The sequence below is a fragment of the Aurantiacibacter suaedae genome (assembly GCF_005434915.1).
GTDB lineage: Bacteria > Pseudomonadota > Alphaproteobacteria > Sphingomonadales > Sphingomonadaceae > Alteraurantiacibacter > Alteraurantiacibacter suaedae.
Genome location: NZ_SKCG01000002.1, coordinates 422,168 through 444,547, shown reverse-complemented (window position 1 = coordinate 444,547; position 22,380 = coordinate 422,168). Strand labels below are relative to the sequence as shown.

The following is a 22,380-nucleotide window of genomic DNA, read 5'->3' as shown; positions in this document are numbered from 1 at the left end:
CCTTGCCCATGTTTGCGCAGGCAGACCGTGTAAGAGTGGTTAAACTCTGTTTTACCCCTTCTTGACGCTTGTCGGTTTATAAGGCTCCGATGTTCGAGCCCAACACCCCCTTTGTGCCGGAGAATGCGGCGCCTGCGAGCGAAGACGAATCGCAGGCGGGCCTGCGCCGCGTCTCGTGGAGCGAGCTGAATGCGCGGCTGGCCGCTGCGCGTGAGCTGCGCATCGCATTGGGCGGGCGAGAGGATGATGCGGGCGACGCCGCCAGCTTCGACGCGGAGGTGGCACGCCATGTCGCACATCTGCATGAGCCGCCTGGGCAACATGGTAAAAATCGCGTTAACCCCGATCATTCAACCAATGGAAAACGCGGAGATGGCAAGAGCGGGGCGAGACAAGAAGACTGGCGACCGGCCACCCGAGGTAGAGAATGATCGAGAACCAGAAAATCCGTCCGGCGCAGGTAATCGGCCCCCTCGGCGAGCCGCTGACGCTGGATGACCTGCCTTCCCCCAACACCAAACGGTGGGTGGTAAGGCGCAAGGCCGAGGTGGTCGCCGCGGTAAACGGCGGTTTGCTGACCATCGACGATGTACTCGAACGCTATGGTCTGACGCTGGAGGAGTTCGCTGGCTGGCAGCGCGCGGTCGATCGTTCGGGTATGCAGGGCCTGCGCGTCACCCGCATTCAGCACTACCGCGACCTTTACGAGCGTCAGCTAAAGTACTGATAGCCTGGTGTGAGCAAGCGCCCCCTTCCCAGACGCGCTAATTGACATTCACTCGCTTCGTCGCAACCAAGGCACGCTCTGCCGCAAGCGTAGGTAGCGGCGGAACGGACGCGATCATCGCCAGTATCTCCTGTATAGCCAAACAGGAGGAAGCGTTATGGGTTGGATTATTGCTATTATCGTCGGCGGTATTGCCGGCTGGCTGGCCTCGATGGTCATGAACCGCGATGCTTCCATGGGCATCATCTGGAATGTGATCGTGGGCTGTGTCGGCTCGCTTATCGGTAATGCGCTGGCCGGGCCGCTGCTCGGTGTACAGGGAACGGTTCAGGCCTTCTCGCTCACCGGTCTGCTAATTGCCATCGCCGGCGCTGTGGTGCTGCTCGCGATCGTAAACCTCATTCAGCGCGGTCGCGTTCGCTGACAATTTGTTACAAACGCAAAGAAAGGGGCGCAAACCACCGGGTTTGCGCCCCTTTTCTTATATGGCGCCGCTTCCGTTAAACGAGCGCTGTAGCCTCTTGGCAGAGCGATGGATTGCGCCTTTTCCGGGCTCGGGTATATGAGCAGGAGAGCAAGAATGGCCCTGTCCGCCCGGACATGCCGCGCCCCGGGGAGGTCGCGGCCTTCGCCGTTCCTACGAGGGCTGGTTTAACTCATGAATTACGAGAGCAAGATGGACCTGTCTGCCGCCGAGGATGGCGCGCTGGACCATGATCGGGGCGAAAGCACCGAGGGCTCGTCGTCGCGCAAGCGTTTGTGGGTGATCCTGGCGATTGTCGCCGCGCTCGTGCTGGCAGCCGTGCTGCTGACCGGCGGCGACGAGACACAGCCTTTCACCGAGGACCGCACCGGCGAACTGGCCACGGTGACGGTGATGGCTCCGGGAAGCAGCACGATCGAGGGTGAGATCAACGCCACCGGTACTGTGGCGGCCCGGCGCGAAATGCCCGTGGGCGTTACGGGCGAAGGCGGCCGGGTCCAGTCGGTACTGGTGGAGCCGGGTGATTGGGTGGGCGCCGGGCAGGTGCTCGCCGTGATCGACCGTTCGGTTCAGACGCAGCAGGCGGCGGGCCAGTCGGCCCAGATTGCCGTTGCGCAGGCCGATGCCGATCTCGCGCAGGCGAACCTCGATCGCGCGCTCAAGCTGGTGGAACGCGGCTTCATCAGCCAGGCCGATATCGACCGCTTAACCGCCACCCGCGATGCCGCCAGCGCCCGTGTGCGCGTGGCACGCGCGCAACTTGGCGAGCGTCAGGCGCGCAATGCTCAGCTTAACATCGTCGCTCCGGCAGCCGGGCTGGTGCTGGAACGCAATGTCGAGCCGGGGCAGGTCGTTAGCCCGGGCTCGGGCATGCTGTTCCGCCTCGCGCGCGGCGGCGAGATGGAAGTTCTGACGCAGGTCGGCGAGGGGGAGCTGGCGCAGATCCCGATCGGGGCGACCGGCAGGGTGACGCCGGTGGGTAGCGACAAGACGCTCACCTGCCAGGTATGGCAGAAGGCGCCGATCATCGATCGCGAATCGCGCCAGGGCACCGTGCGCTGTGCGATGAGCTATGACGAGGCGCTGCGGCCCGGCGGCTTTGCCACGGTCGAACTGGCCAGCGGCACGACGGACGCGCCGCGCCTGCCCGAAAGCGCGATCCTGTCAGACGACAAGGGCAGCTATGTCTACATCGTCGATGGCGACGACACCGTGCAGCGGCGCGATGTGGAGATCGGCATGATCTCGGGTGATGGCATCGCGGTCGCCAGCGGCCTCGACGGCAGCGAACGCGTGGTTCTGCGCGCCGGCGGCTTCCTGAACCCGGGCGAGCAGGTGCGCCCGGTCACGGCCAAGGCCCCAGCCGCGCAACAGGCTCAGTGAGGCGCGCCTCGTGAACTTCCGCAACATCTCGGCATGGTCGATCCGCAATCCGATCGTCCCCATCCTGGCCTTCATCGGGCTGGTGGTGGCCGGACTGATGAGCTTCCAGTCGATGGACGTTCAGGACCAGCCCGATATCGAGTTTCCGTTGGTCAACGTCGACATATCGCAACCTGGCGCCGCGCCGAGCGAGATCGAAAACCAGATCACCCAGCGTGTCGAAGCGGCGGTGCAGACGCTCGACGGGGTGAAGAACATCAATTCGACCGCGTCGGAAGGCTCAAGCCGGACCAGCGTCGAATTCGAACTGGGCACCGATATCAACGCAGCGGTCAATGAGGTCGAGTCGGCGATCTCGCAGATCCGCGGCGAACTGCCCGACGGCATCCTCGAACCGCGCATTGCCAAGCAGCAGACCAGTTCGCAGCCGATCGTGTTCTTCGGGGTCGAAGCTGACGATATGACCATCGAGCAGCTCTCGTGGTTTATCGACGATACCATCACCAAGCGGCTTCTCTCGGTGGAGGGGCTGGCTGAAGTGGATCGCAACGGCGGGGTGGACCGCGAGATCCTCGTGATCCTCGATCCGGCCAAGATGCAGTCGTTCGGCGTTACGGCGAGCCAGGTCAACGCGGCGCTGCGGCAGGTCAACGTCAATGCCGCAGGCGGGCGGGCCGAAATCGCCGGTTCGCGCCAGTCGGTGCGCGTGCTCGGCAATGCGGAAACAGCTTACGACCTGAGCCAGACACAGATTTCGCTCGGCGGCGGGCGCACGATCAAGCTGGCGGAGATCGCTTCGGTCAAGGACGCCTATGGCGAAGTGACCTCGATTGCGAAGATCAATGGCAAGCCGGTGATTACCTTCGGCATCAGCCGCGCGCGCGGCGAATCCGACGTCACCGTCTATGACGAGGCGGTGAAGGTCCTCCAGCAGCTTGAGCAGGAGAACCCCGGCATCCGCTTTACTCGGCTCTTCACCGAGGTCGACTACACCAAGGCGCAGTACGAAAGCTCGATGGCCGCAATGGTCGAGGGCGCAGTGCTGGCGGTGATCGTGGTGTTCCTGTTCCTGCGTGACTGGCGCGCGACCATCATTGCCGCGCTGGCGATCCCGCTTTCCGCGCTGCCGACCTTCTTCTTCATGGATCTGATGGGCTTCACGCTCAACACGCTCTCGCTGCTGGCGCTAGGCCTCGTGGCGGGTGTGCTGGTCGACGACGCAATCGTCGAGATCGAGAACATCGTCAGACACATGCGCATGGGCAAGAGCGCCTATCAGGCCTCGATCGACGCGGCGGACGAGATCGGCCTTGCCGTGGTCGCGACCACCTTGTGCATTGTGGCGGTGTTCTTCCCCGTTGGGATGATGCCGGGCGTGTCAGGTCAATTCTTCAAGAACTTCGGCCTTACCGTGGTCGCCTCGGTGCTGATGAGCCTGCTGGTGGCGCGCATGATCACGCCGATGGCGGCAGCCTATTTCCTGAAGGCACACGGCCATGCCGAGCACGGCGAAGGCCCGATGATGGACCGCTACATGAAGGTGCTGCGCTGGTCGCTCGACAAGAGCGCCTTCCTGCGTATGCGTAAGCGTATTGGCGTCGTCCCCACCAAGCCTGCGTTTCACCTGTTCGCCTTGGCGATGGGCTATGTCATCGTCGCGCTGGTCATGGGCCTTGCCATGCCAGGCGAGAACGGCCGGGGCGAGGGGCTGGGGGCTTTCATCTCTCTTGGCCGCTCGATCTTCGATCTGTCGGTGCTGGCGATTCCTTTCGCGCTGCTCGGCCTTTATCTCCTCGGCGGGCTGGTCAATTTCCTTATCGCGTTGCTGATCGGGCGGATTGTCGGCTACGAATCGACGCACTTCCTGGCCCGCGCCCGCTATCTGGCCGCGCGCTTTCTCGATCACCGGGTCTGGATGATGCTGCTTGGCGTTGCCGCGCTTGGCCTCACCGGGATCATCGCCAGCAGCCTGCCGCAGCAGTTCTTCCCCAACAACGACAGCGACTTTTCGCGCGTGCGCATCTCGATGGTGCCCGGCACCACGCTTGAGCAAACCGAAAGGGTGGTCGACGCGCTGGCCGATCGTCTTAGCGAAGAGCAGGAGGTCGAGCTGGCGCTGGGCATCTCGTTCGAGGGGTCGGGCGTGATCCGTCTCGTCATGAGGAAGGATCGGGAGCGCGACACCAAGACCTTCGAGCAGGATCTGACGCCTTATTTGCAAAGCGTGCCCGATGCGCGGGTCAGCTTCCAGGATCAGCAGGGCGGCGGTGGCGGCACCGGGCGCGCGATCTCGATCATGCTGGCCGGGTCCGATCCCGAATTGCTGAACGAAACAGCCAACACGCTGGTCGAGCAGATGGCCTCGGTGCCGGGCGCGGTTGCGCCGCGGATCGACTACGATCTGCAGCGGCCTGAACTGCTGATCGAACCGCGCCTCGATCTGGCCGCCAGCCTGGGCGTCACCACCTCGGCGCTAAGTCAGGCGATTCGCATTGCCACGCTCGGCGACATTGACCAGAACGCGGCCAAGTTCAGCCTGTCCGACCGGCAAGTTCCGATCCGCGTCCGCCTTGCCGAAGGTGACCGGCGGGATATTGCCAACGTCGAAAACCTGCCTGTGCCGACATCGGCGGGCGGCTCGGTGCCGCTGGGCCGGGTGGCGGAAATCCGCTTCGGCATGGGGCCGACCTCGATTGAGAGGTATAACCAGAGCCGTCGTATTTTCGTCGGCGTCGATGTCGCCTCCGGCGTTGCGCGCGGCGACGTGATGAATGCGATCAGCCGTTTGCCGATCATGCAGAACCTGCCCTCGGGCGTGTCCAACCAGCCGGTGGGATCGGACGAATGGCAGGGCGAACTGCAAGACAGCTTCGGCATTGCCATCGTAACCGGGCTGTTCCTCGTCTTCGCCGTGCTGGTATTGCTTTATCGCCGGATTGTCTCGCCGCTCGTCAACATGGGATCGCTGTTTCTCGCGCCATTGGGCGGGTTCGTCGCGCTGTGGCTGGTGGATCAGCCGATCTCGCTGCCGGTGTTCATCGGTATGTTGATGCTGCTGGGGATCGTGGCCAAGAACTCGATCCTGCTGATCGACTTTGCGATCGAGGAAATGGCAACCGGCAAGGACAAGTCGGCTGCCATTATCGAGGCTGGGCACAAGCGTGCTCAGCCGATTGTGATGACGACCGTCGCGATGACGGCAGGCATGGTGCCGACCGCGCTCTCGCTCGCCGGCGATGCCGCCTGGCGCGCGCCGATGGGTACGGTGGTGATCGGCGGTCTGCTGCTATCCACGGTCCTGACGCTGCTGATCGTTCCCGCTGGTTTCAGCCTTGCTGATGGGCTCGAGAAGCGCCTCGGCCCTTGGGCGCGCGACAAGTTCCTGACCTACAAGCCGGGCGACGATCACGGCTCCTCGCCGCAGCCGAGGCCAGCCGAATAAGGCGGCCCCGCGCAATCTTGGGAAGCGCGGGGCGCAAGCATTTGCTAGTGCTGGCCGAATGAGCACCATGCCGACCATTCCCGCCGACAAGGCCAAGGCCATGCGCCGCGCGGCGGGGCTGCTGCTGGTGGCGATGGCGGCGCTGTTCCTAGTGGCGCATAATCAGGCCGACAGCCATCCTGCCTGGCCCTATGTCCTCGCCTTTGCCGAGGCGGCGATGGTCGGTGGGCTGGCTGACTGGTTTGCGGTCACCGCGCTGTTCCGCCACCCGCTCGGCATTCCGATCCCGCACACCGCGATCATTCCGCAGAACAAGGATCGCATCGCCGATACGATGGCGAGCTTTCTGCGCAGCAACTTTCTCACCCCGGCGGTGGTTGCACGCCGGTTGCACAGCCTCAACGTGGCGCAATCGGCTGGCGATTTCCTCGTTGCACGCGGCCTCAGCGGCACGGGGCGCTTGCGAGCGGGGGCGAGCGAACTGCTGATCGAACTGCTCGAAACGCTCGATCCCGAACGGCTCGGTTTGCAGGCCAAGGCGGGCTTGGCGCGGGCGCTGGGCCGGGTCGAAGTTTCGCCAGTACTGGGGCGGATGCTCGAAGCGGCGATTGCCGACGGGCGCCACCGCCCGGTGATCGACGGGCTGGTGCGCTGGGCTGGCCTCGCGCTTGAGGGTAACGAGGAACTGGTGCGCGACATGGTGCAGAGCCGCGCCAACGCCGTGCTGCGGTGGACCGGGCTCGACGACCGGCTGGCGAACTCGGTGCTCGATGGGCTCTACAAGCTGCTGGCGGAGATTCTGGTGCGCCCCGATCACCCGATCCGCACCAAGGTCGAGGAGGGGCTGACAACGCTCGCCCGCGATCTCCAGCACGATCCTGCCACGCGCGCAAAGGTCGAGCAGGCGAAGCTCGACCTGTTGGCCAACCCGGCGCTGGGCGACTGGTGGATGGGCATGTGGGAGCGTCTGCGTCACGCGCTGATCGAGCAGCTGCGCAGCCCCAACGGGTCGCTGTCAGCGCAGTTCGGCGAGACGCTGGCCGAACTGGGCGAGGCATTGCGCAGCCAGCCGCGCTTGCAAAAGCAGGTCAACCGCTTTGCTCGACGCACACTGACCGGCATGGCCAATCGCTATGGCGACGAGATCGTGCGGCTGGTGTCGGAAACGGTGAAACGGTGGGACGCGCGAACGATCACTGCGCGGGTGGAAGGTGCAGTGGGGCGTGATCTGCAGTTTATCCGCATCAACGGCACGCTGGTAGGCGGGCTGGTCGGCGTGACCATCCATGCGGTGGAGCAGGTGTTGTGAGTCACTACTCGATTTTGGAAGCCGAAAGGCTGGTCTTCAACGCGCCGACCGCTGCGGACATCCCGCCAATGCGCGAGGCAGAGCTTCCCGCGGGAGACAGGGTGACGCTGCTCGAACGCCACCCCTGAACCCGTCAAAGCTTGCTCGTAAGCTCCGGCACGGCTTCGAACAGATCGGCCACCAGCCCAAGGTCAGCGACCTGGAAGATCGGCGCATCGGGGTCTTTATTGATCGCCACGATCACCTTGGAATCCTTCATCCCCGCAAGGTGCTGGATCGCGCCCGAAATGCCGATGGCGACATAAAGCTCCGGCGCCACGATCTTGCCCGTCTGCCCGACCTGATAATCGTTCGGCACATAGCCAGCATCGACTGCGGCGCGGCTGGCGCCGATGGCCGCGCCGAGCTTGTCGGCCAGCGGGGTGATGAGCTGCTGAAAGGTCTCGCCGTCCTTCAGTGCGCGGCCGCCCGAAACGATGGTTCCGGCGCTGGTCAGCTCGGGGCGGTCACTCTTTACGGCTTCGAGACCGACGAAGGTGGAAATCCCCGCATCGCCGGGGCCGCTTACCGCCTCGACGCTGGCCATGCCGCCCTCTGCGCCCGCCTTGTCGAAGGCGGTCGTGCGCACGGTGATCACCAGTTTGGCATCGCTCGATTCGACCGTGGCGATGGCGTTGCCGGCATAAATCGGGCGGGTGAAGCTCTTTGGCCCTTCGACCGAGAGAATGTCCGACACCTGCATCACGTCAAGCAGCGCCGCCACACGCGGGGCGACGTTCTTGCCGGTGGTGGTGGCAGGTGCGAGGAAGGCGTCATAGCCGTCCATCAGCCCGGCCACGAGAGGCGCGACGTTCTCGGCCAGCATATCCGCATAGGCGGCGTCGCCAGCGTGGAGCACCTTCTCGACACCGGCGATCTTGGCGGCTTCATCAGCCGCGCCTTGCGCGCCGGCAACGAGCACATGCACCGGCCCGCCAAGCTGGGTTGCAGCGGTCACGGCGGAAAGCGTGGCGGGCGCCACTGCGCCATCCGAAAGTTCAGCGAGTACGAGGGCAGTCATCAGGCAACTCCCATAGCTTTGAGCTTGGCAACCAGCGTATCGACATCGGGCACGATCTCACCGGCCTGACGCACCGGCGGCTCGCCAACGTGCGTGGTCTTGAGGCGCGGTGTGACATCGACGCCGAAATCGTCGGGCGTCTTGGTGTCGAGCGGCTTCTTCTTCGCCTTCATGATGTTCGGCAGCGAAGCATAGCGCGGCTCGTTCAGGCGCAGGTCGGTGGTGACGATCGCGGGCAGGGCCAGCTTCACCGTCTCCAGACCGCCATCGACCTCGCGAGTGACACTCACATGGTCGCCATCGATTTCAACCTTGCTGGCAAAGGTGCCCTGCGGACGGCCCATCAAGGCTGCAAGCATCTGGCCGGTCTGGTTCGAATCGTCGTCAATCGCCTGCTTGCCGAGCATTACGATGCCCGGTTCTTCGGCCTCGGCAATGGCCTTGAGGATCTTGGCGACCGCCAGCGGCTCGACCTCGGCATCGGTTTCGACGAGGATCGCACGGTCGGCACCCATTGCGAGCGCGGTGCGCAGCGTTTCCTGCGCCTTGGCCGGGCCGATGGAGACGGCGATCACTTCTTCGGCAGCGCCCGCTTCCTTGAGCCGGATCGCCTCTTCCACGGCGATCTCGTCAAATGGGTTCATGCTCATCTTGACGTTGGCAAGATCCACCCCGGAGCCATCGGCCTTCACACGCGGCTTCACGTTGTAGTCGATCACCCGCTTAACGGGCACGAGGATTTTCATAGCTGTCCTCTCTCAAAGCTAGATGCCGAATATGTAAACCCCTTAACCTATACGTCAAGTGGGTCCGGAGATCCGCGGTCGCCGAGGTGGTGCCCCGGCGACCGATAAGCATTCCGTCGGCGGATCAGGCCGCCTTCTTGACCTCGCCCACGATCTTCTGCGCGGCATCGCCGAGGTTGTCGGCGGGGACGATCGGCAAGCCGGAGTTCGCGAGGATGTCCTTGCCCTGCTGCACGTTGGTGCCTTCAAGGCGCACCACCAGCGGAACCGACAGATCGACTTCCTTGGCGGCGGCCACAATGCCTTCGGCAATGGTGTCGCAACGCATGATCCCGCCGAAGATGTTGACGAGGATGCCCTTCACCGAAGGGTCGCTGAGGATGATCTTGAACGCCGCCGTCACCTTCTCGGTAGTGGCGCCGCCGCCCACGTCGAGGAAGTTCGCCGGGAACGAGCCGTTGAGCTTGATGATATCCATCGTCGCCATGGCAAGGCCTGCACCGTTGACCATGCAGCCGATGTCGCCATCGAGCTTGATATAGGCGAGGTCGTACTTAGAAGCTTCGACCTCCATCGGATCTTCCTCGGTCTCGTCGCGCATGGCTTCGACATCGGGGTGACGATAGAGCGCATTCGAATCGAAGCTCATCTTGGTGTCGAGGACGAGCAGGTTGGCCGTCCCCGAGGAATCTGGCTTGGTCTCAACCAGCGGGTTGATTTCGAGCATGTCGCAATCGAGCGTGGTGAATGCCTCATACAGCTGCTTGGCCAGCTTCTGCGCCTGCTTGTTGAGGTCGCCCGAAAGCTTCAGCGCGAATGCCACTTCGCGGCCATGGTGCGGCATGAAGCCGGTGGCCGGGTCGATGGTGATGGTGGTGATCTTCTCGGGAGTCGAATGCGCCACCTCTTCGATGTCCATGCCGCCCTCGGTCGAGACGATCATGGCGATCCGGCCCGAAGCGCGGTCGACCAGCATCGAGAGATAGTATTCCTCGGCGATGTCGACACCGTCGGTGACGTAAAGGCGGTTGACCTGCTTGCCCGCATCGCCCGTCTGCACGGTGACGAGGGTGTTGCCGAGCATTTCGCCCGCGTCGGTCTCGACGTCCTCGATCGACTTGGCGAGGCGCACGCCGCCCTTGGCCTCGGCGCCCAACTCCTTGAACTTGCCCTTGCCGCGGCCACCAGCGTGGATCTGTGCCTTCACGACATAAAGCGGCCCGGGAAGCTTCTTCGCGCCTTCCACCGCCTCGGCGACGGAGGTGGCCGGATAGCCGGTGGGGATGCCGATGCCGAACTTTGCGAGCAGTTCCTTGGCCTGGTATTCGTGGATGTTCATGGGCGGTGCCTGTTCTCTTGCAAATGGGAGAGGAAAGGGTTTGCAGGTGCCTTAGGCACTATCGCGGCGCTTGCAAAGCCTTCGCACGAGCATCATCTGCGGCGCACCCATGATCGATATCGACCGACTAGAGCTGATCTGCCGCGAGGCGGCCCGGATGGCGCTGCTGCTGTGGCCGGGGCAGGGGCATGATCTGTCGAGCTGGGACAAGTTGCCGGGAAACCCGGTGAGCGAGGCCGACCTTGCCGTCGATGCCTTCCTGAAGCGCGAACTGGGCAAATTGCTGCCGGCTGCTGGTTGGCTGTCGGAAGAAACGGTCGATTCGGAACAGCGCCTGGACCGTGACCTGATCTGGCTGGTCGATCCCATCGATGGCACGCGCGACTTTATTCGCGGGCGCACGGGCTGGGCGGTCTCGGTGGCGCTGATCAGTGCTGGGCGGCCTTTGATCGGAATGCTGGCCGCGCCTGCGCGGGGGGAAGTCTGGACCGCCGCGGCCGGGAAGGGGGCGTGGCGCAATGGCGAGAAGCTGGTGGCGAGTCGCTGCACCCGCTTTGCCGGCGCGCGGGTACCCGCCGACTCGCTGGAGCGCGAGGACCGCGACCTGACCATGGTCGACAAGCCCAACTCGATCGCTTTGCGCATTGCCATGGTCGGCGCAAGCGAAGCCGATCTCGTGGCGACGCTGCGCTGGGGTTATGAGTGGGACATCGCGGCGGCTACGCTGATCGCGCGCGAAGCAGGGGCACAGGTAAGCGATGCCTTCGGTCAGCCGCTTGTGTTCAACAGGCGCGATCCGCGTGCGTTCGGTCTGCTGGTGAGCGCTCCGGCCATTCACAAGGATGCCGTGGCCAGACTGGCCGACCGGGCAGAGGCGATCGCCGGTCCGCAGTAGCACACAAGAAAACGGCCTCCCGAAGGAGGCCGCAAGGGCGACTGCCCGCCTGCGACCGCTCCCCCAGCCCTGGAAGGGCGGAGGGGGCAGTAGCGAGGACGCCGACCCGGATGGGCCGGCGCACCAATTAATTAGTACGCCTGATTAACGTCAGACTCGGTGATCGGGGTGATGCGGATTTCCACGCGGCGGTTCTGCGCGCGGCCCGATTCGGTGGTGTTGTCGGCCACCGGATACTGCTCACCATAGCCGATCAATTCGATACGGGCGCGCGAAACGCCGCGCGAGGCGAGGTAGTTGGTTACCGAGTTGGCGCGGCGGCGCGACAGATCCAGGTTGTACTGGTCCGACCCGGTCGAATCGGTGTGCCCCATTACGTCGATCAGCGAATTGGGATAGTTCACCATGCTCTGCGCCACGCCGTCGAGCGTCTGGCGCATCGAGGGCGAGATATCGGCCGAGTTCACCGCGAAGGTCACGTCAGGCAGATTGACCAGGATGCCATCGCCATTGGGCGTCTGCGACACGTCGACGCCGGTGCCGGCGGTGGCTTCTTCCAGCTCCTTGATCTGCTCATCCATGCGATAGCCGACATACCCGCCAGCAGCCGCGCCGATGCCAGCGCCAACGATACGGGCCGTCTTGCCGCCGATAAGCCCGCCGAGAAGGTAGCCCAACCCGGCGCCGCCCACGCCGCCGATGGCGGTGCGCGAAACCTTGCGTTCGCCCGTGTTCGGATCGGTCACACACGCGCTAACCGTAAGGAGCGAAAGCGCTGCACCCGAAGCGACGAGAATTTTCCTGGTGTTCATGAAAGTCCCTCTCTGATGGCGACCGCCTGCCAAGCCGGTCGACAAGTAAGCCTATGCGCCCACAACGCCGCGTGTGCCAGTCCGTTCCTGAACCGCCGCCGTCTAAACCGTGCGCTTGGGCATTCGTCTTTGGCGCGCAATCTGCTAGCGGGCGAAGTCTGATGTCACCATTCCCCTGGGATTCGCTCGCCTATCTTGCCGCACTGATCGTGCTCAACGGCGTTTTTGCCATGTCCGAGCTGGCGATCGTGTCGGCGCGCACCGCGAAGCTGCACCAATCGGCTGAGCGCGGTAGCAAAAGCGCGAAGATCGCGATGCGGCTGGCGGCCGAGCCCGGCAAATTCCTCAGCACGGTGCAGATCGGCATAACGCTGGTCGGTATTATCAACGGCGCGGTGTCGGGCGCGGCTCTGGGCGGGCCGGTGGGCGAACGGCTGGTGTTGCTCGGCCTCGATCCCGAAAGCGCACCCGAGGTCGGCTTTGCCCTCGTCATCGTGGTGACGACCTACCTCAGCCTGGTTATCGGCGAACTGGTGCCAAAGCAGATTGCGCTGCGGTCGGCCGAACGGATCGCCATCGTGATGGCTCCTCCGATGGACCTCCTGGCGCGCCTGGCCGCGCCGTTCGTCTGGCTGCTCGATAACTCGTCGAGCCTGCTGCTGCGCCTGATGCGCGTGCGCCATCGGGGCGAAGAGACGATCACCGCGCAGGAACTGCAAATGATCTTCGCCGAGGCCACCCGCAGCGGCGTGATCGAGGAAGGTGAACGCGCCATCCTCTCGGGCGTGGTGCGTCTCGCGAGCCGGCCCGTGCGCGAACTGATGACCCCGCGCACCGAACTCGAATGGCTCGACGTGAACGCCAGCGAAGACGAGATTCGCGCCCGCATTGCGGATACCAGCCACTCGCTGCTGCCGGTGGCCGAGGGTGCGCCCGACGACAAGGTGCTGGGCGTGGTAAAGGTACGCGAGGTGCTCGCTCAACTGGTGGCGGGCAACCCGGTGGTGCTGACCGAGCTGGTGCGCAAGAGCGAGGTCGTGCCCGACCAGCTCGACGCGATCGACGCCATGCGCGCATTGCAGCAATCGGGCACTGCCATGGCCATGGTTCATGACGAATATGGCCACCTCGACGGAATCGTGACCTCGGCCGACCTGCTGGCGGCCATCGCCGGCGATTTCGCCAGCCATCAGGACGAAGGCGACAGTCCGATGGTCGCCCAGCGCGAGGACGGCTCGCTGCTGATTTCGGGCGCATTGTCAGCCGATGCGCTGGCCGAGAAGCTCGAACTCGAACTGCCCGAGCAGCGCGATTTCGCGACCGCTGCGGGCTATGCGCTTGACGTGCTGAAGAAGCTGCCAACCGAAGGCGAATATTTCACCGAGCAGGGCTGGCGCTTCGAGGTCGTCGATATGGACGGCCGCCGGATCGACAAGCTGCTGGTGAGCCGGGCCGGCTGACCCGGATCAACCCTATCAGGACGGAATGGCGACCCGCGCGGCCTGTCCGTCGCCTTCGGGCGCCATGATGATCGTGCGCGTGGCATCGCCCTTGTCGACCGTATAGGTCTCTGCGTCGCCTACCATGGTGCGAATGCCGACATCGGCGTTGCCCGCGTTGCGCAGGGCGCTGGTCTCGATCGCGCTGCGGGCCGCTTCGCCGCCGAACAGCGTTTCGAGCGCCTGCTGGGCAGCCGTGCCCTCGGTGGGGCGCGGCGCGCCCGGATCGGGCGGGGTGAGGTCGAAATCGGGCGGAACCACCAGCGGCGCCTGCCGCTGCACGGCGAATTCGTCGGGCCGGTCACGGTCAATCTTGAGGCCGCCACAGGCGTTCACGCCCAAGGCGGCGGCAACGATGATCGCGGTTCGGAAGGAATTGCGCATAAAATCTCTCTTGGCCGTTGGCGCCTATCAGGCGGGGCTCTGCTCGTCGTCGGGTTTCTCGCGCATGAACAGGGCGCGGGCAAGGATAATCACCACACCGATGCTGATCGCGGCGTCGGCGACGTTGAAAATGAGGAACGGGCGGAATTCGCCGATATGGAAATCGGCAAAGTCGATCACATAGCCGAAGCTGAAGCGGTCGCGGATATTGCCGAGCGCGCCGCCGAGGATCAGCGCATAGGCGGCGATATCGCCAAGCCGCCGCTCGCGCAGCATCAGATAGAGCACCACGCAAGCGATCAGCCCGGTGACGCCGACCAGCACCCAGCGCATCTCCATGCTCGTCGCCTCGAACATGCCGAGTGAGACGCCGTAGTTGTTGGTGCGGGTGAAGTCGAAGAACGGCAGCAGCGGGTAGTGATCGCCGATGGCGGTGAGACCAAGGTCCTCGACCACGAAACGCTTGAGCCACTGGTCGGCGACGAAGATCACCGCCGCGATGGCGAGCCCGAGGGCGCGGAATTTGTTGGCGGTGCTCATGCCTTGGCGTCCAGTTCGGCCACAACGGTCTCGCAGCGGCCGCACAGGTCGCCGTCCTCGCTGACTTCGGGCAGATGTCGCCAGCAGCGGCCGCACTTGTGGTTTTCGGTCTTCGTTACCGCCCAATCCCCCTGATGCACGGTTGAGGAGATGAACAGCGCGGCCCAGTCGACGTTTTCGCCCTGATTCGGCACGGTGACTTCGGCTTGCAGGCTCGACCCGATCACTTTTTCGCGGCGCAGTGGTTCGATCCGCTCGAGGGCCTCGGCACGGGTTTCGCGAATGCTCTCCCAGCGCGCCATGTCGGCCTCAGCCGTTGGCACGTCCGGCCACTCCAGCAGATGCACCGAGCCACCCTCGGGATAGCGCGTGCCCCAGACCTCTTCCGCGGTGAACACCAGCACCGGCGCGGCGTAGCGCACCAGCGCGTGGAACAGCACATCGAGCGTTGTGCGGTACGCCCGGCGCTCCAGCCCATCGGGGGCATCGCAATAGAGCCGGTCCTTGCGGATATCGAAGAAGAAAGCCGACAGGTCTTCGTTGGCAAAGTCGGTCAGCGCGCGGGTGTAGGCGTTGAAGTCGAAGTCAGCGATGGCCTCGTGCAGCTTGCCGTCCAGCTCGCCCAGCAGCGCCAGCACATAGCGCTCCAGCTCGGGCATGTCGGCCACATCGACCTTTTCGTCGTCCGAGAAGCCATCCAAGGCGCCGAGCAGGTAGCGGAAGGTGTTGCGCAGCTTGCGATAGCCGTCGCCCACGCCCTTGAGGATTTCGGGCCCGATCCGGTGGTCCTCGGTGAAGTCGACCGAGAGCGCCCACAGGCGGATGATGTCGGCGCCATATTCCTCCATCACCTTGATCGGGTCGATGGTGTTGCCGAGGCTCTTCGACATTTTGCGCCCGTCCGCGGCCATGGTGAAGCCGTGGGTCAGCACCGCCTTGTAGGGCGCGCGGCCACGGGTGGCGCAGCTTTCGAGCAGCGAGCTTTGGAACCAGCCGCGATGCTGGTCGCTGCCTTCGAGATAGAGGTCGGCGGGGGTTTCGTCGGCGGGGCGCACCAGGTCGGGCCAGCGACCCGATTCGAGCACGAAGGCATGGGTGCTGCCCGAATCGAACCACACGTCGAGAATGTCAGAAACCATCTCGTAGTCTTCGGGATTGTAATCCGGGCCGAGCAAATGCGCGGCATTGTCGCGGTCCCAGCCATCGACGCCCTCGGTGCGGATCGCCTCAATGATGCGGCGGTTGACCTGCGGATCGACCAGATATTCGCCGCTTGTGCGGTCGACGAACAGCGTGATCGGCACGCCCCAGGCGCGCTGGCGCGAGAGCACCCAATCGGGGCGCCCCTCGACCATCGAGCGGATGCGGTTCTTGCCCTTGGCGGGCACGAAGCGGGTCTTGTCGATCTCGCCCAGCGCCGTTTCGCGCAGGGTGGCGGTGTGGTCGGCCTGCACGCCCAGCGCCACAGCCGCGCCGAGAGCGTCGGGCACAGCGGTGGGGAAGTCGAACGGCTTGACCGGCTTGTCCATCGGCACGAACCACTGCGGGGTGCAGCGATAGATCACCTTGGCCTTCGAGCGCCACGAGTGTGGATAAGAGTGTTGATAATCTGCGGATGCGCTGAGGAGAGCGCCTGCCGCGCGCAGGTCCGAGCAGATCGGGCCATCGGGCGCGTTGAAGCCGGGGTTGATCACGCTGCGGCGGCGCGGCTTGCCCTCGTCGCCGAGGTCGTCAGCGCCCAGCCAGAGCCAGTCGTCCTTGTAGACACCGCCCGCATCGACAACGAATTTGGGGCCTATGCCGTGGGCCTTGCACAGGTCGAAGTCGTCCTCGCCGTGGTCGGGCGCCATGTGGACGAGGCCGGTGCCGCTGTCGGTGGTGACGAAGTCGCCGGGGAGCAGTGGGCGGGGCTCGGCATAGAACCCGCCGAGGTGGTGCATCGGGTGACGGGCGATGGTTCCGGCTAGGTCGGAGCCCTTCATAACCCGATAGTCACCAAAGCCTTCTTCAGCGACCGGCCAATCGACGATAGGAATACCATGTGCTGAAGCGGTCGCTGCTGCGCGTTTGTAAAGCTCAGGGAATAAGGCTTTTGCGACCAGAACAGTGCTGTTCAGCCAGCCGAGGCCCTTCGCTTCAAGTTCTTTCTGGTCATCAGAGATACGCTGGTCATCCAAGAGCCGGACATGGACATACTCAACATCTGGCCCATAGGCCAAAGCCTGGTTCACCGGGATCGTCCACGGTGTGGTCGTCCAGATCACCGCGTGCGCGCCGACCAGTTCCTCGATCGGCGATTCGACGATCTCAAACGCCACGTCGATCTGCGTCGAGGTGATGTCCTCGTATTCGACCTCAGCCTCGGCCAGTGCGGTCTTCTCGACCGGCGACCACATCACCGGCTTCGCACCGCGATAGAGCTGGCCGCTCTCGGCAAACTTCAGCAGCTCGGTGACGATCCCCGCCTCGCTGTCGAACTGCATCGTGAGGTAGGGATTATCCCAGTCGCCGCTGATACCGAGCCGCTTGAGCTGGCTGCGCTGCGTATCGACCCAGTGCTGCGCATAGTCGCGGCATTCCTGGCGGAACTCGCGCGGCGGCACCTCGTCCTTGTTCAGCTTCTTCTTGCGGTACTTCTCCTCGACCTTCCACTCGATCGGCAGGCCGTGGCAGTCCCAGCCGGGAACATAGGGCGCGTCCTTGCCGAGCAGCGACTGGCTGCGGCAGACCATGTCCTTGAGGATGTGGTTCAGCGCATGGCCGATGTGCATGTCGCCATTGGCATAGGGCGGTCCGTCGTGAAGGATGAACTTCTCGCGGCCTTCACGCGCGGCGCGGATCTGCTGGTAGAGCCCTTCCTCTTCCCAGCGCGCGGCAATGCGGGGCTCCTTTGCGGGGAGCCCGGCCTTCATGGGAAAGTCGGTCTTCGGCAGGAAGACGGTGTCTCTGTAGTCGCGCTTCTCGGTCATTGGCCCGGGGCCTTAGCGGGGGCGGACGCTTTGGGCAATTTTGATTCGCTTTGCCGCAGGTAGCTATTGGATTGCCGGCGGCGCTGGCGACCTAGCCCAGCAGCATCCGCGCCCGGTCGCAATCGGCACTCATCTGCGCCACCAGCGCATCGAGGCTGTCGAACTTTGACTCGGGCCGAAGGAAATGGCGCAGCGCCACCTCGATCTCCTGCCCATAAAGATCGCCCGAAAAGTCGAAGAAATAGGGTTCGAGCACTTCGCGTGGCGGATCGAAGCTGGGGCGCACGCCGAGGTTCGCCGCGCCTTTGAGCTCCTGCCCGGTCGCCACGATTCGCCCGGTGACGGCATAGATGCCGTAGCGTGGGCGCAGATAGTGCCCCATGTCCATGTTGGCGGTGGGAAAGCCGATCGTACGGCCGCGCTTATCGCCGTGAACCACCCTTTCGCGAATCACGTAAGGTCGGGTGAGCAGACGCGCGGCGACGTCGCATTCGCCCGCCTTCAAGGCGTCGCGGATGCGGCTGGACGAGACGATCTGATTATCGAGCAGCACTGGCGCAATCGCCCGCGCGCCCAGTCCGCAGGTCGCGCCGACATCGCGCAGCACCGCCACATTGCCGCCGCGCCCCTTGCCGAAGGTGAAATCTTCGCCCGTCACCACGCCGCCTGCACCGATTCGGCCCGCCAGCAGATCGCGCACGAACTCTTCGGCGGGCATGGTCGCCAGTTCCTCGCCGAAGTCGAACACCAGCATCGCATCCGCCCCGGCGGCGGCGAACAGCTCGGCGCGCTGGTCGAGCGTGGTCAGGCGGAACGGCGGGACGTGCGGCGCGAAATGGCGCACCGGGTGCGGATCGAAGGTGGCGATGATGGCGGGGCGGCCCTCGGCGCGCGCCCAGCCGACCGCCTCTTCGGCAACCTTCTGATGGCCGAGATGAAACCCGTCGAAATTGCCCAGCGCGAGAATCGCACCGCGCAAGTCCTCGGGCAGAGGGTCGCGATGGCCGAGCCGGATCACGCTGGCGCGAATCGCTCTAGGCTGACGAAATCATAGGCCGGGAAGCCATCTGCCGCCGGGCGGCTTTCTCGTGCCACTTCGCGCCAGCCATCGGCTGCGGACGGAGCATCCATGAAGACGTCTCCCTCGGTATCCTCGAAAACCTCGGTCAGCTCGAAATGGGTGCCGTAGTCTCGCATGGCCTGCCAGATTTCCGCGCCGCCGATCACGGACACGTCCCCATCGCCGGCCAATGCCAGCGCTTCTTCGGGGGTGTGCGCCACCTCGGCACCCTCGGCTTGCCAGTCACTCTGGCGTGTCAGCACGATATGGCGGCGACCGGGGAGCACGCCCGGCAGGCTTTCGAAGGTCTTGCGGCCCATGATCATCGGCATGCCCATGGTGTGCCGCTTGAAGCGCTTGAGGTCTTCACTGATGGCCCAGGGCACTTGCCCATCGCGGGCGATGCATCCGTTGGTCGCGCGCGCAACGACGAAGAGAACTTGCCGTGACATGATCCGATTCCTTTCAGCCCACGCGCGTGATGTGGCCCATCTTACGGCCTTCGCGCGCCTCCTGCTTGCCATAAAGGTGCAGATGCGCGCGCGGGTCCGAAAGGTGGCGGGCGATATCGAAGGCCTCGGGGCCGATCAGGTTGTCCATCACCACTTTATCGCTCACGCTCGCCGTATCGCCCAGTGGCAGCCCGGCGATGGCGCGGATATGGTTTTCGAACTGGCTGGTGACGGCCCCCTCGATGGTCCAGTGGCCCGAATTGTGGACCCGCGGGGCCATCTCGTTGAATACCGGCCCTTGAGCGGTGGCGAAGAACTCGCAGGTCATCACGCCGATGTAATCGAGCGCTTCTGCGATGCGCTGGGCCAGAGCGCGCGCCTCGTCTACCTGTTCGCCGACAATGGCGGGAGCAGGCAGCACCGAATGGGCGAGTATGCCCTCTTCGTGCGTGTTGTGAGTCGAATCCCAGAATCTTACCTCGCCGCCGCGTCCGCGTACGAGGATCACGGAAAACTCGGCTTCGAAGGTCACGAAACCTTCGTAGACCATCGGCGTTGCTGCGACTTCGCCCGGGTCGATATCGGCGGCGCTGGAAATGCGCCACTGGCCCTTGCCGTCGTAGCCGTCGCGGCGGGTCTTCACGATGGCGGGGGTGCCGAGCCCGGCAATCGCCGCCTCCAGATCGGCCATCGAATCGACCGCCGCGAAAGGCGCGGGTGTGCCGCCCAGCTCGCTGACGAAGGTCTTTTCGCTCAGCCGGTCCTGCGCCACTTCCAGCGCGCGCGGCCCCGGTGCGAGCTTCGCCTGATCGAGCGCCAGAAGCGGCGCGACCGGTACGTTCTCGAACTCGTAGGTGATCACATCGCAGGCGTCGGCGAAGGCAGACATGGCGGCGCTGTCGTCCCAGTCGGCCTGGCTATGCGCAACCGAAACGTCGGCGGCGACCGCGTGGTCATCGGGCGCGAAGACGTGGACCTGGTAGCCAAGCTGTGCGGCGGACATGGCCATCATCCGGCCAAGCTGGCCGCCGCCCAGGATGCCAATGGTGCTACCGGGTGCGAGCATCCGCGTCAGTCGACCGGCTTTTCTGCGACCGCGTCGGTCTGCGCGGCGCGCCAGTCGATCAGGCGCTGGCGCAGGCCGTCATCGGTCAGGGCGAGGATCGAGGCGGCCATCAGCCCGGCATTGGTCGCGCCCGCCTCACCAATGGCTAGTGTGCCGACCGGAACGCCGGCGGGCATCTGCACAATTGAAAGCAGGCTGTCCTGCCCCGACAAGGCACGCGATTTTACGGGCACACCCAGCACCGGCAGGTGCGTGAGCGCGGCGACCATTCCCGGCAGGTGCGCAGCGCCACCGGCCCCGGCGATCACGACCTCGAAGCCTTCATCCGCCGCGCCCTTGCCGAAGGCGTGCAGGCGGTCGGGCGTGCGGTGTGCCGAGACAATCCGCGCCTCATAGGCCACGCCAAGCTGGTCGAGCACATTGGCGGCGAGCTGCATGGTCGGCCAGTCGGACTGGCTGCCCATAACGATAGCGACTTTGGGTGCGGCCATCGACCTCAAGCGTCCTTCAGGTAGTAGTAGTCGCCGGGATTCAGCTCGGCGTCGAATTCGTAGACGAGCGGCTGACCGGTGGGGATTTCCAGCCCGGTGATTTCGTCGTCTGGAATGCTGGAGAGATGCTTCACCAGCGCGCGCAAGCTGTTGCCATGCGCGGAAATAATCACCGTTTCACCCTTGGCCAGCTCGGGCAGGATCTCGGCCTGCCAATAAGGCAGCACCCGCTCGATCGTAAGCTTCAGGCTTTCGGTGTTGGGAACGTCAATCCCGGCATAGCGCGGGTCGCCAGCAAGATCGAACTCGCTACCCGCTTCGAGCGGCGGCGGCGGTACGTCGAAGCTGCGGCGCCACACTTTCACCTGTTCGTCGCCGTGCTTCTCAGCAGTCTCGGCCTTGTTGAGACCGGTCAGCCCGCCATAGTGGCGCTCGTTCAGGCGCCAGTCCTTGGTTTCGGGAATCCACAGGCGGCCACATTCTTCCAGCGCCAGATGCAGCGTCTTGATCGCGCGCTTCTGCACCGAGGTGAAAGCGCGCGTGGGCAACACGCCCTTATCCTTCAGCAACTGGCCGGCCGCGCGCGCCTCGGCGACGCCCTTTTCGGTCACGTCGACGTCCCACCATCCGGTGAAGCGGTTTTCCAGGTTCCATTGGCTCTGGCCGTGGCGGACGAGGATCAGAGTGGGCACGGGCGCTGTTCTCCTGCGGGGGACCAAAATTAGCGAAGGCAGGGCGTTAGCGGCCCGCGTCGTCGTTTGGAAGGGGGCTCTCGGTCTCTGTCCCCTCGCGAATCGCACTGGCGCGTGACGCGGCATTGCTCTGGGCCTTGCTCTGCGTCTTGCGGCGCCGCAAATTTTCGCGCAGTTTTTCGGCGAGCCTTTCCTCGCGAGTTTGTTTACCACTCATGGCCTATCTCATGGCCTGATTGCAGCGCAGGCTCAAGCTTGCCTTGACTTTCGTCGCGCCCGCGACAATAGGGCCCGCCTGCTTCGCATGATGGCGACGCTGCTGTAGCTCAGTGGTAGAGCGCACCCTTGGTAAGGGTGAGGCCGGGAGTTCAATCCTCCCCAGCAGCACCATCATCTGTCGAACGATCTCTTCTCACATTGCGAATGCAAAAAGGCCCCGGAAAACCGGGGCCTTTGTGTTGGTCGGATCCAAACGATCAATAAAGGACGCCGTAATAGGCATAGACCCTCTCGCCAAACTGTTGATCGTAAGTCGGTTCTTCGCTTGCCGAATAACGCGGCGCCTCGCGCAGACGATCCTTATCGATATTCACGACATAGCCGCCCATCGATTCGTCGTAGTCCAGCGCTTCCCAAGGAAGCGGGTGCTGATCCTCGCCAATGCCGAGAAAGCCACCGAAACTCATAACGGCATATTCGACCCGGCCTGAGCGCTTCCCGATCATGAGCTTACTGATATGTCCGATCTTCTCGCCATCGGCGGAATAGACATTGGTGTCTTCGACACGATCCGAGCCGATCAGGTCCTTGCTCGCATCGCGTTCGCGCGGACGCGAGCGATCGAATTCACGGCGTTGCGAAAGTTCGCTGTCTGAAAACTGCATGGTGTTCGTGGTCTGGCTCATGGCTCTCTCCTCGATTTGGTTAGCCTTGAAAGGTGTTTCCTTTCAGCGGCTTCACCTAATCAACGAACAAACCTTCCGATCTATCCGGGGCCTGCCGCAGCTTGGCCACGACTCAGCGAAATATC

General features: G+C 64.2%; 22 protein-coding genes and 1 tRNA gene. 10 read left to right on the top strand and 13 right to left on the bottom strand.

Annotation, left to right across the window (positions count from 1 at the left end):
* Nucleotides 1-89: 89 nt before the first annotated feature.
* The 7 genes from E0473_RS08440 to E0473_RS15730 all read left to right on the top strand — a co-directional run bounded on the left by E0473_RS08440 (nucleotide 90) and on the right by E0473_RS15730 (nucleotide 7,473).
* Nucleotides 90-431 (top strand): hypothetical protein, encoded by a 342-nt coding sequence (locus E0473_RS08440; protein WP_137680425.1) that lies wholly within the window; start codon nucleotides 90-92, stop codon nucleotides 429-431.
* Entirely contained in the window at nucleotides 428-727 is a 300-nt protein-coding gene (sciP, locus tag E0473_RS08435; RefSeq protein ID WP_137680424.1) for a CtrA inhibitor SciP, read from the top strand. The genes E0473_RS08440 and sciP overlap by 4 nt, the downstream gene beginning before the upstream one ends.
* 157 nt (nucleotides 728-884) lie before the next feature.
* Nucleotides 885-1,151, top strand: a complete 267-nt coding sequence (locus E0473_RS08430; RefSeq protein ID WP_137680423.1) for a GlsB/YeaQ/YmgE family stress response membrane protein — start codon at nucleotides 885-887, stop codon at nucleotides 1,149-1,151.
* Nucleotides 1,152-1,385: 234 nt separating this feature from the next.
* Nucleotides 1,386-2,594: an efflux RND transporter periplasmic adaptor subunit gene (locus tag E0473_RS08425; RefSeq protein ID WP_137680422.1), complete on the top strand. Its 1,209-nt coding sequence runs from the start codon at nucleotides 1,386-1,388 to the stop codon at nucleotides 2,592-2,594.
* A gap of 10 nt (nucleotides 2,595-2,604) precedes the next feature.
* Nucleotides 2,605-6,036: an efflux RND transporter permease subunit gene (locus E0473_RS08420; protein WP_137680421.1), complete on the top strand. Its 3,432-nt coding sequence runs from the start codon at nucleotides 2,605-2,607 to the stop codon at nucleotides 6,034-6,036.
* Nucleotides 6,037-6,094: 58 nt separating this feature from the next.
* Entirely contained in the window at nucleotides 6,095-7,345 is a 1,251-nt protein-coding gene (locus E0473_RS08415) for a DUF445 domain-containing protein (protein WP_241657407.1), read from the top strand.
* Nucleotides 7,342-7,473, top strand: a complete 132-nt coding sequence (locus E0473_RS15730; protein ID WP_277751512.1) for a hypothetical protein — start codon at nucleotides 7,342-7,344, stop codon at nucleotides 7,471-7,473. Before E0473_RS08415 ends, E0473_RS15730 begins: the two co-directional genes overlap by 4 nt.
* A 5-nt stretch (nucleotides 7,474-7,478) precedes the next feature.
* On the opposite strand, the gene E0473_RS08410 is transcribed toward E0473_RS15730, so the two are convergent.
* The 3 genes from E0473_RS08410 to sucC form a co-directional block, all read right to left on the bottom strand.
* The gene (locus E0473_RS08410) at nucleotides 7,479-8,405 is read right to left on the bottom strand and encodes an electron transfer flavoprotein subunit alpha/FixB family protein (protein WP_137680420.1); all 927 of its coding nucleotides are present in this window, start codon (nucleotides 8,403-8,405) and stop codon (nucleotides 7,479-7,481) included.
* Nucleotides 8,405-9,151 carry an electron transfer flavoprotein subunit beta/FixA family protein gene (locus tag E0473_RS08405; RefSeq protein WP_137680419.1) on the bottom strand — a complete coding sequence of 249 codons (747 nt, stop codon included), beginning with the start codon at nucleotides 9,149-9,151 and terminating at the stop codon, nucleotides 8,405-8,407. Before E0473_RS08405 ends, E0473_RS08410 begins: the two co-directional genes overlap by 1 nt.
* 124 nt (nucleotides 9,152-9,275) lie before the next feature.
* Entirely contained in the window at nucleotides 9,276-10,490 is a 1,215-nt protein-coding gene (gene sucC, locus E0473_RS08400) for an ADP-forming succinate--CoA ligase subunit beta (RefSeq protein WP_137680418.1), read from the bottom strand.
* 109 nt (nucleotides 10,491-10,599) lie between these two features.
* On the opposite strand from sucC, the gene E0473_RS08395 reads away from it, so the two are divergent.
* On the top strand, nucleotides 10,600-11,385 hold the full coding sequence (locus E0473_RS08395; RefSeq protein WP_137680417.1) for a 3'(2'),5'-bisphosphate nucleotidase CysQ: 786 nt from the start codon (nucleotides 10,600-10,602) through the stop codon (nucleotides 11,383-11,385).
* A gap of 131 nt (nucleotides 11,386-11,516) precedes the next feature.
* On the opposite strand, the gene E0473_RS08390 is transcribed toward E0473_RS08395, so the two are convergent.
* On the bottom strand, nucleotides 11,517-12,197 hold the full coding sequence (locus E0473_RS08390; RefSeq protein WP_137680416.1) for a YiaD family glycine zipper/OmpA-like lipoprotein: 681 nt from the start codon (nucleotides 12,195-12,197) through the stop codon (nucleotides 11,517-11,519).
* 161 nt (nucleotides 12,198-12,358) lie between these two features.
* Here E0473_RS08390 and E0473_RS08385 point away from each other — a divergent pair, with 161 nt between their 5' ends.
* Entirely contained in the window at nucleotides 12,359-13,657 is a 1,299-nt protein-coding gene (locus E0473_RS08385) for a hemolysin family protein (RefSeq protein WP_137680415.1), read from the top strand.
* Nucleotides 13,658-13,672: 15 nt separating this feature from the next.
* Here the strand turns inward: E0473_RS08385 and E0473_RS08380 are convergent, their stop codons facing one another.
* From E0473_RS08380 to gpmA, 8 genes are all read right to left on the bottom strand, one after another.
* On the bottom strand, nucleotides 13,673-14,080 hold the full coding sequence (locus E0473_RS08380; protein ID WP_137680414.1) for a DUF3035 domain-containing protein: 408 nt from the start codon (nucleotides 14,078-14,080) through the stop codon (nucleotides 13,673-13,675).
* A gap of 27 nt (nucleotides 14,081-14,107) precedes the next feature.
* Nucleotides 14,108-14,620 (bottom strand): signal peptidase II, encoded by a 513-nt coding sequence (gene lspA, locus E0473_RS08375; RefSeq protein WP_137680413.1) that lies wholly within the window; start codon nucleotides 14,618-14,620, stop codon nucleotides 14,108-14,110.
* Complete coding sequence (gene ileS, locus E0473_RS08370) at nucleotides 14,617-17,589, bottom strand: isoleucine--tRNA ligase (protein ID WP_137680412.1); 2,973 nt, start codon at nucleotides 17,587-17,589, stop codon at nucleotides 14,617-14,619. Before ileS ends, lspA begins: the two co-directional genes overlap by 4 nt.
* Before the next feature lie 91 nt (nucleotides 17,590-17,680).
* Nucleotides 17,681-18,607 carry a bifunctional riboflavin kinase/FAD synthetase gene (locus tag E0473_RS08365; RefSeq protein WP_170308134.1) on the bottom strand — a complete coding sequence of 309 codons (927 nt, stop codon included), beginning with the start codon at nucleotides 18,605-18,607 and terminating at the stop codon, nucleotides 17,681-17,683.
* Nucleotides 18,604-19,101, bottom strand: a complete 498-nt coding sequence (locus E0473_RS08360) for a dihydrofolate reductase (RefSeq protein WP_137680411.1) — start codon at nucleotides 19,099-19,101, stop codon at nucleotides 18,604-18,606. The genes E0473_RS08365 and E0473_RS08360 overlap by 4 nt, the downstream gene beginning before the upstream one ends.
* Nucleotides 19,102-19,114: 13 nt before the next feature.
* On the bottom strand, nucleotides 19,115-20,167 hold the full coding sequence (locus E0473_RS08355; protein WP_137680410.1) for a 5-(carboxyamino)imidazole ribonucleotide synthase: 1,053 nt from the start codon (nucleotides 20,165-20,167) through the stop codon (nucleotides 19,115-19,117).
* 5 nt (nucleotides 20,168-20,172) lie between these two features.
* Nucleotides 20,173-20,658, bottom strand: coding sequence for a 5-(carboxyamino)imidazole ribonucleotide mutase (purE, locus tag E0473_RS08350; protein WP_137680409.1), 486 nt, complete (start codon nucleotides 20,656-20,658; stop codon nucleotides 20,173-20,175).
* Nucleotides 20,659-20,663: 5 nt separating this feature from the next.
* Nucleotides 20,664-21,350, bottom strand: coding sequence for a 2,3-diphosphoglycerate-dependent phosphoglycerate mutase (gene gpmA, locus E0473_RS08345; protein WP_137680408.1), 687 nt, complete (start codon nucleotides 21,348-21,350; stop codon nucleotides 20,664-20,666).
* A gap of 315 nt (nucleotides 21,351-21,665) precedes the next feature.
* On the opposite strand from gpmA, the gene E0473_RS08340 reads away from it, so the two are divergent.
* Nucleotides 21,666-21,740 (top strand) — tRNA-Thr (locus E0473_RS08340).
* 86 nt (nucleotides 21,741-21,826) lie between these two features.
* Here the strand turns inward: E0473_RS08340 and E0473_RS08335 are convergent.
* A complete protein-coding gene (locus tag E0473_RS08335) occupies nucleotides 21,827-22,255 on the bottom strand; it encodes a PRC-barrel domain-containing protein (RefSeq protein WP_241657406.1) in 429 nt (142 codons plus the stop codon).
* Nucleotides 22,256-22,380: the final 125 nt, after the last annotated feature.

Excerpts from the sequence above, each read along its gene's own strand:
- E0473_RS08440 (WP_137680425.1), top strand. The coding sequence starts at position 90 with ATGTTCGAGCCCAACACCCCCTTTGTGCCGGAGAATGCGGCGCCTGCG.
- sciP (WP_137680424.1), top strand. The coding sequence starts at position 428 with ATGATCGAGAACCAGAAAATCCGTCCGGCGCAGGTAATCGGCCCCCTC.
- E0473_RS08430 (WP_137680423.1), top strand. The coding sequence starts at position 885 with ATGGGTTGGATTATTGCTATTATCGTCGGCGGTATTGCCGGCTGGCTG.
- E0473_RS08425 (WP_137680422.1), top strand. The coding sequence starts at position 1,386 with ATGAATTACGAGAGCAAGATGGACCTGTCTGCCGCCGAGGATGGCGCG.
- E0473_RS08415 (WP_241657407.1), top strand. The coding sequence starts at position 6,095 with ATGAGCACCATGCCGACCATTCCCGCCGACAAGGCCAAGGCCATGCGC.
- E0473_RS08410 (WP_137680420.1), bottom strand. The coding sequence starts at position 8,405 with ATGACTGCCCTCGTACTCGCTGAACTTTCGGATGGCGCAGTGGCGCCC.
- E0473_RS08405 (WP_137680419.1), bottom strand. The coding sequence starts at position 9,151 with ATGAAAATCCTCGTGCCCGTTAAGCGGGTGATCGACTACAACGTGAAG.
- sucC (WP_137680418.1), bottom strand. The coding sequence starts at position 10,490 with ATGAACATCCACGAATACCAGGCCAAGGAACTGCTCGCAAAGTTCGGC.
- E0473_RS08395 (WP_137680417.1), top strand. The coding sequence starts at position 10,600 with ATGATCGATATCGACCGACTAGAGCTGATCTGCCGCGAGGCGGCCCGG.
- E0473_RS08390 (WP_137680416.1), bottom strand. The coding sequence starts at position 12,197 with ATGAACACCAGGAAAATTCTCGTCGCTTCGGGTGCAGCGCTTTCGCTC.
- E0473_RS08385 (WP_137680415.1), top strand. The coding sequence starts at position 12,359 with ATGTCACCATTCCCCTGGGATTCGCTCGCCTATCTTGCCGCACTGATC.
- E0473_RS08380 (WP_137680414.1), bottom strand. The coding sequence starts at position 14,080 with ATGCGCAATTCCTTCCGAACCGCGATCATCGTTGCCGCCGCCTTGGGC.
- lspA (WP_137680413.1), bottom strand. The coding sequence starts at position 14,620 with ATGAGCACCGCCAACAAATTCCGCGCCCTCGGGCTCGCCATCGCGGCG.
- ileS (WP_137680412.1), bottom strand. The coding sequence starts at position 17,589 with ATGACCGAGAAGCGCGACTACAGAGACACCGTCTTCCTGCCGAAGACC.
- E0473_RS08360 (WP_137680411.1), bottom strand. The coding sequence starts at position 19,101 with ATGTCACGGCAAGTTCTCTTCGTCGTTGCGCGCGCGACCAACGGATGC.
- E0473_RS08355 (WP_137680410.1), bottom strand. The coding sequence starts at position 20,167 with ATGCTCGCACCCGGTAGCACCATTGGCATCCTGGGCGGCGGCCAGCTT.
- purE (WP_137680409.1), bottom strand. The coding sequence starts at position 20,658 with ATGGCCGCACCCAAAGTCGCTATCGTTATGGGCAGCCAGTCCGACTGG.
- E0473_RS08335 (WP_241657406.1), bottom strand. The coding sequence starts at position 22,255 with ATGAGCCAGACCACGAACACCATGCAGTTTTCAGACAGCGAACTTTCG.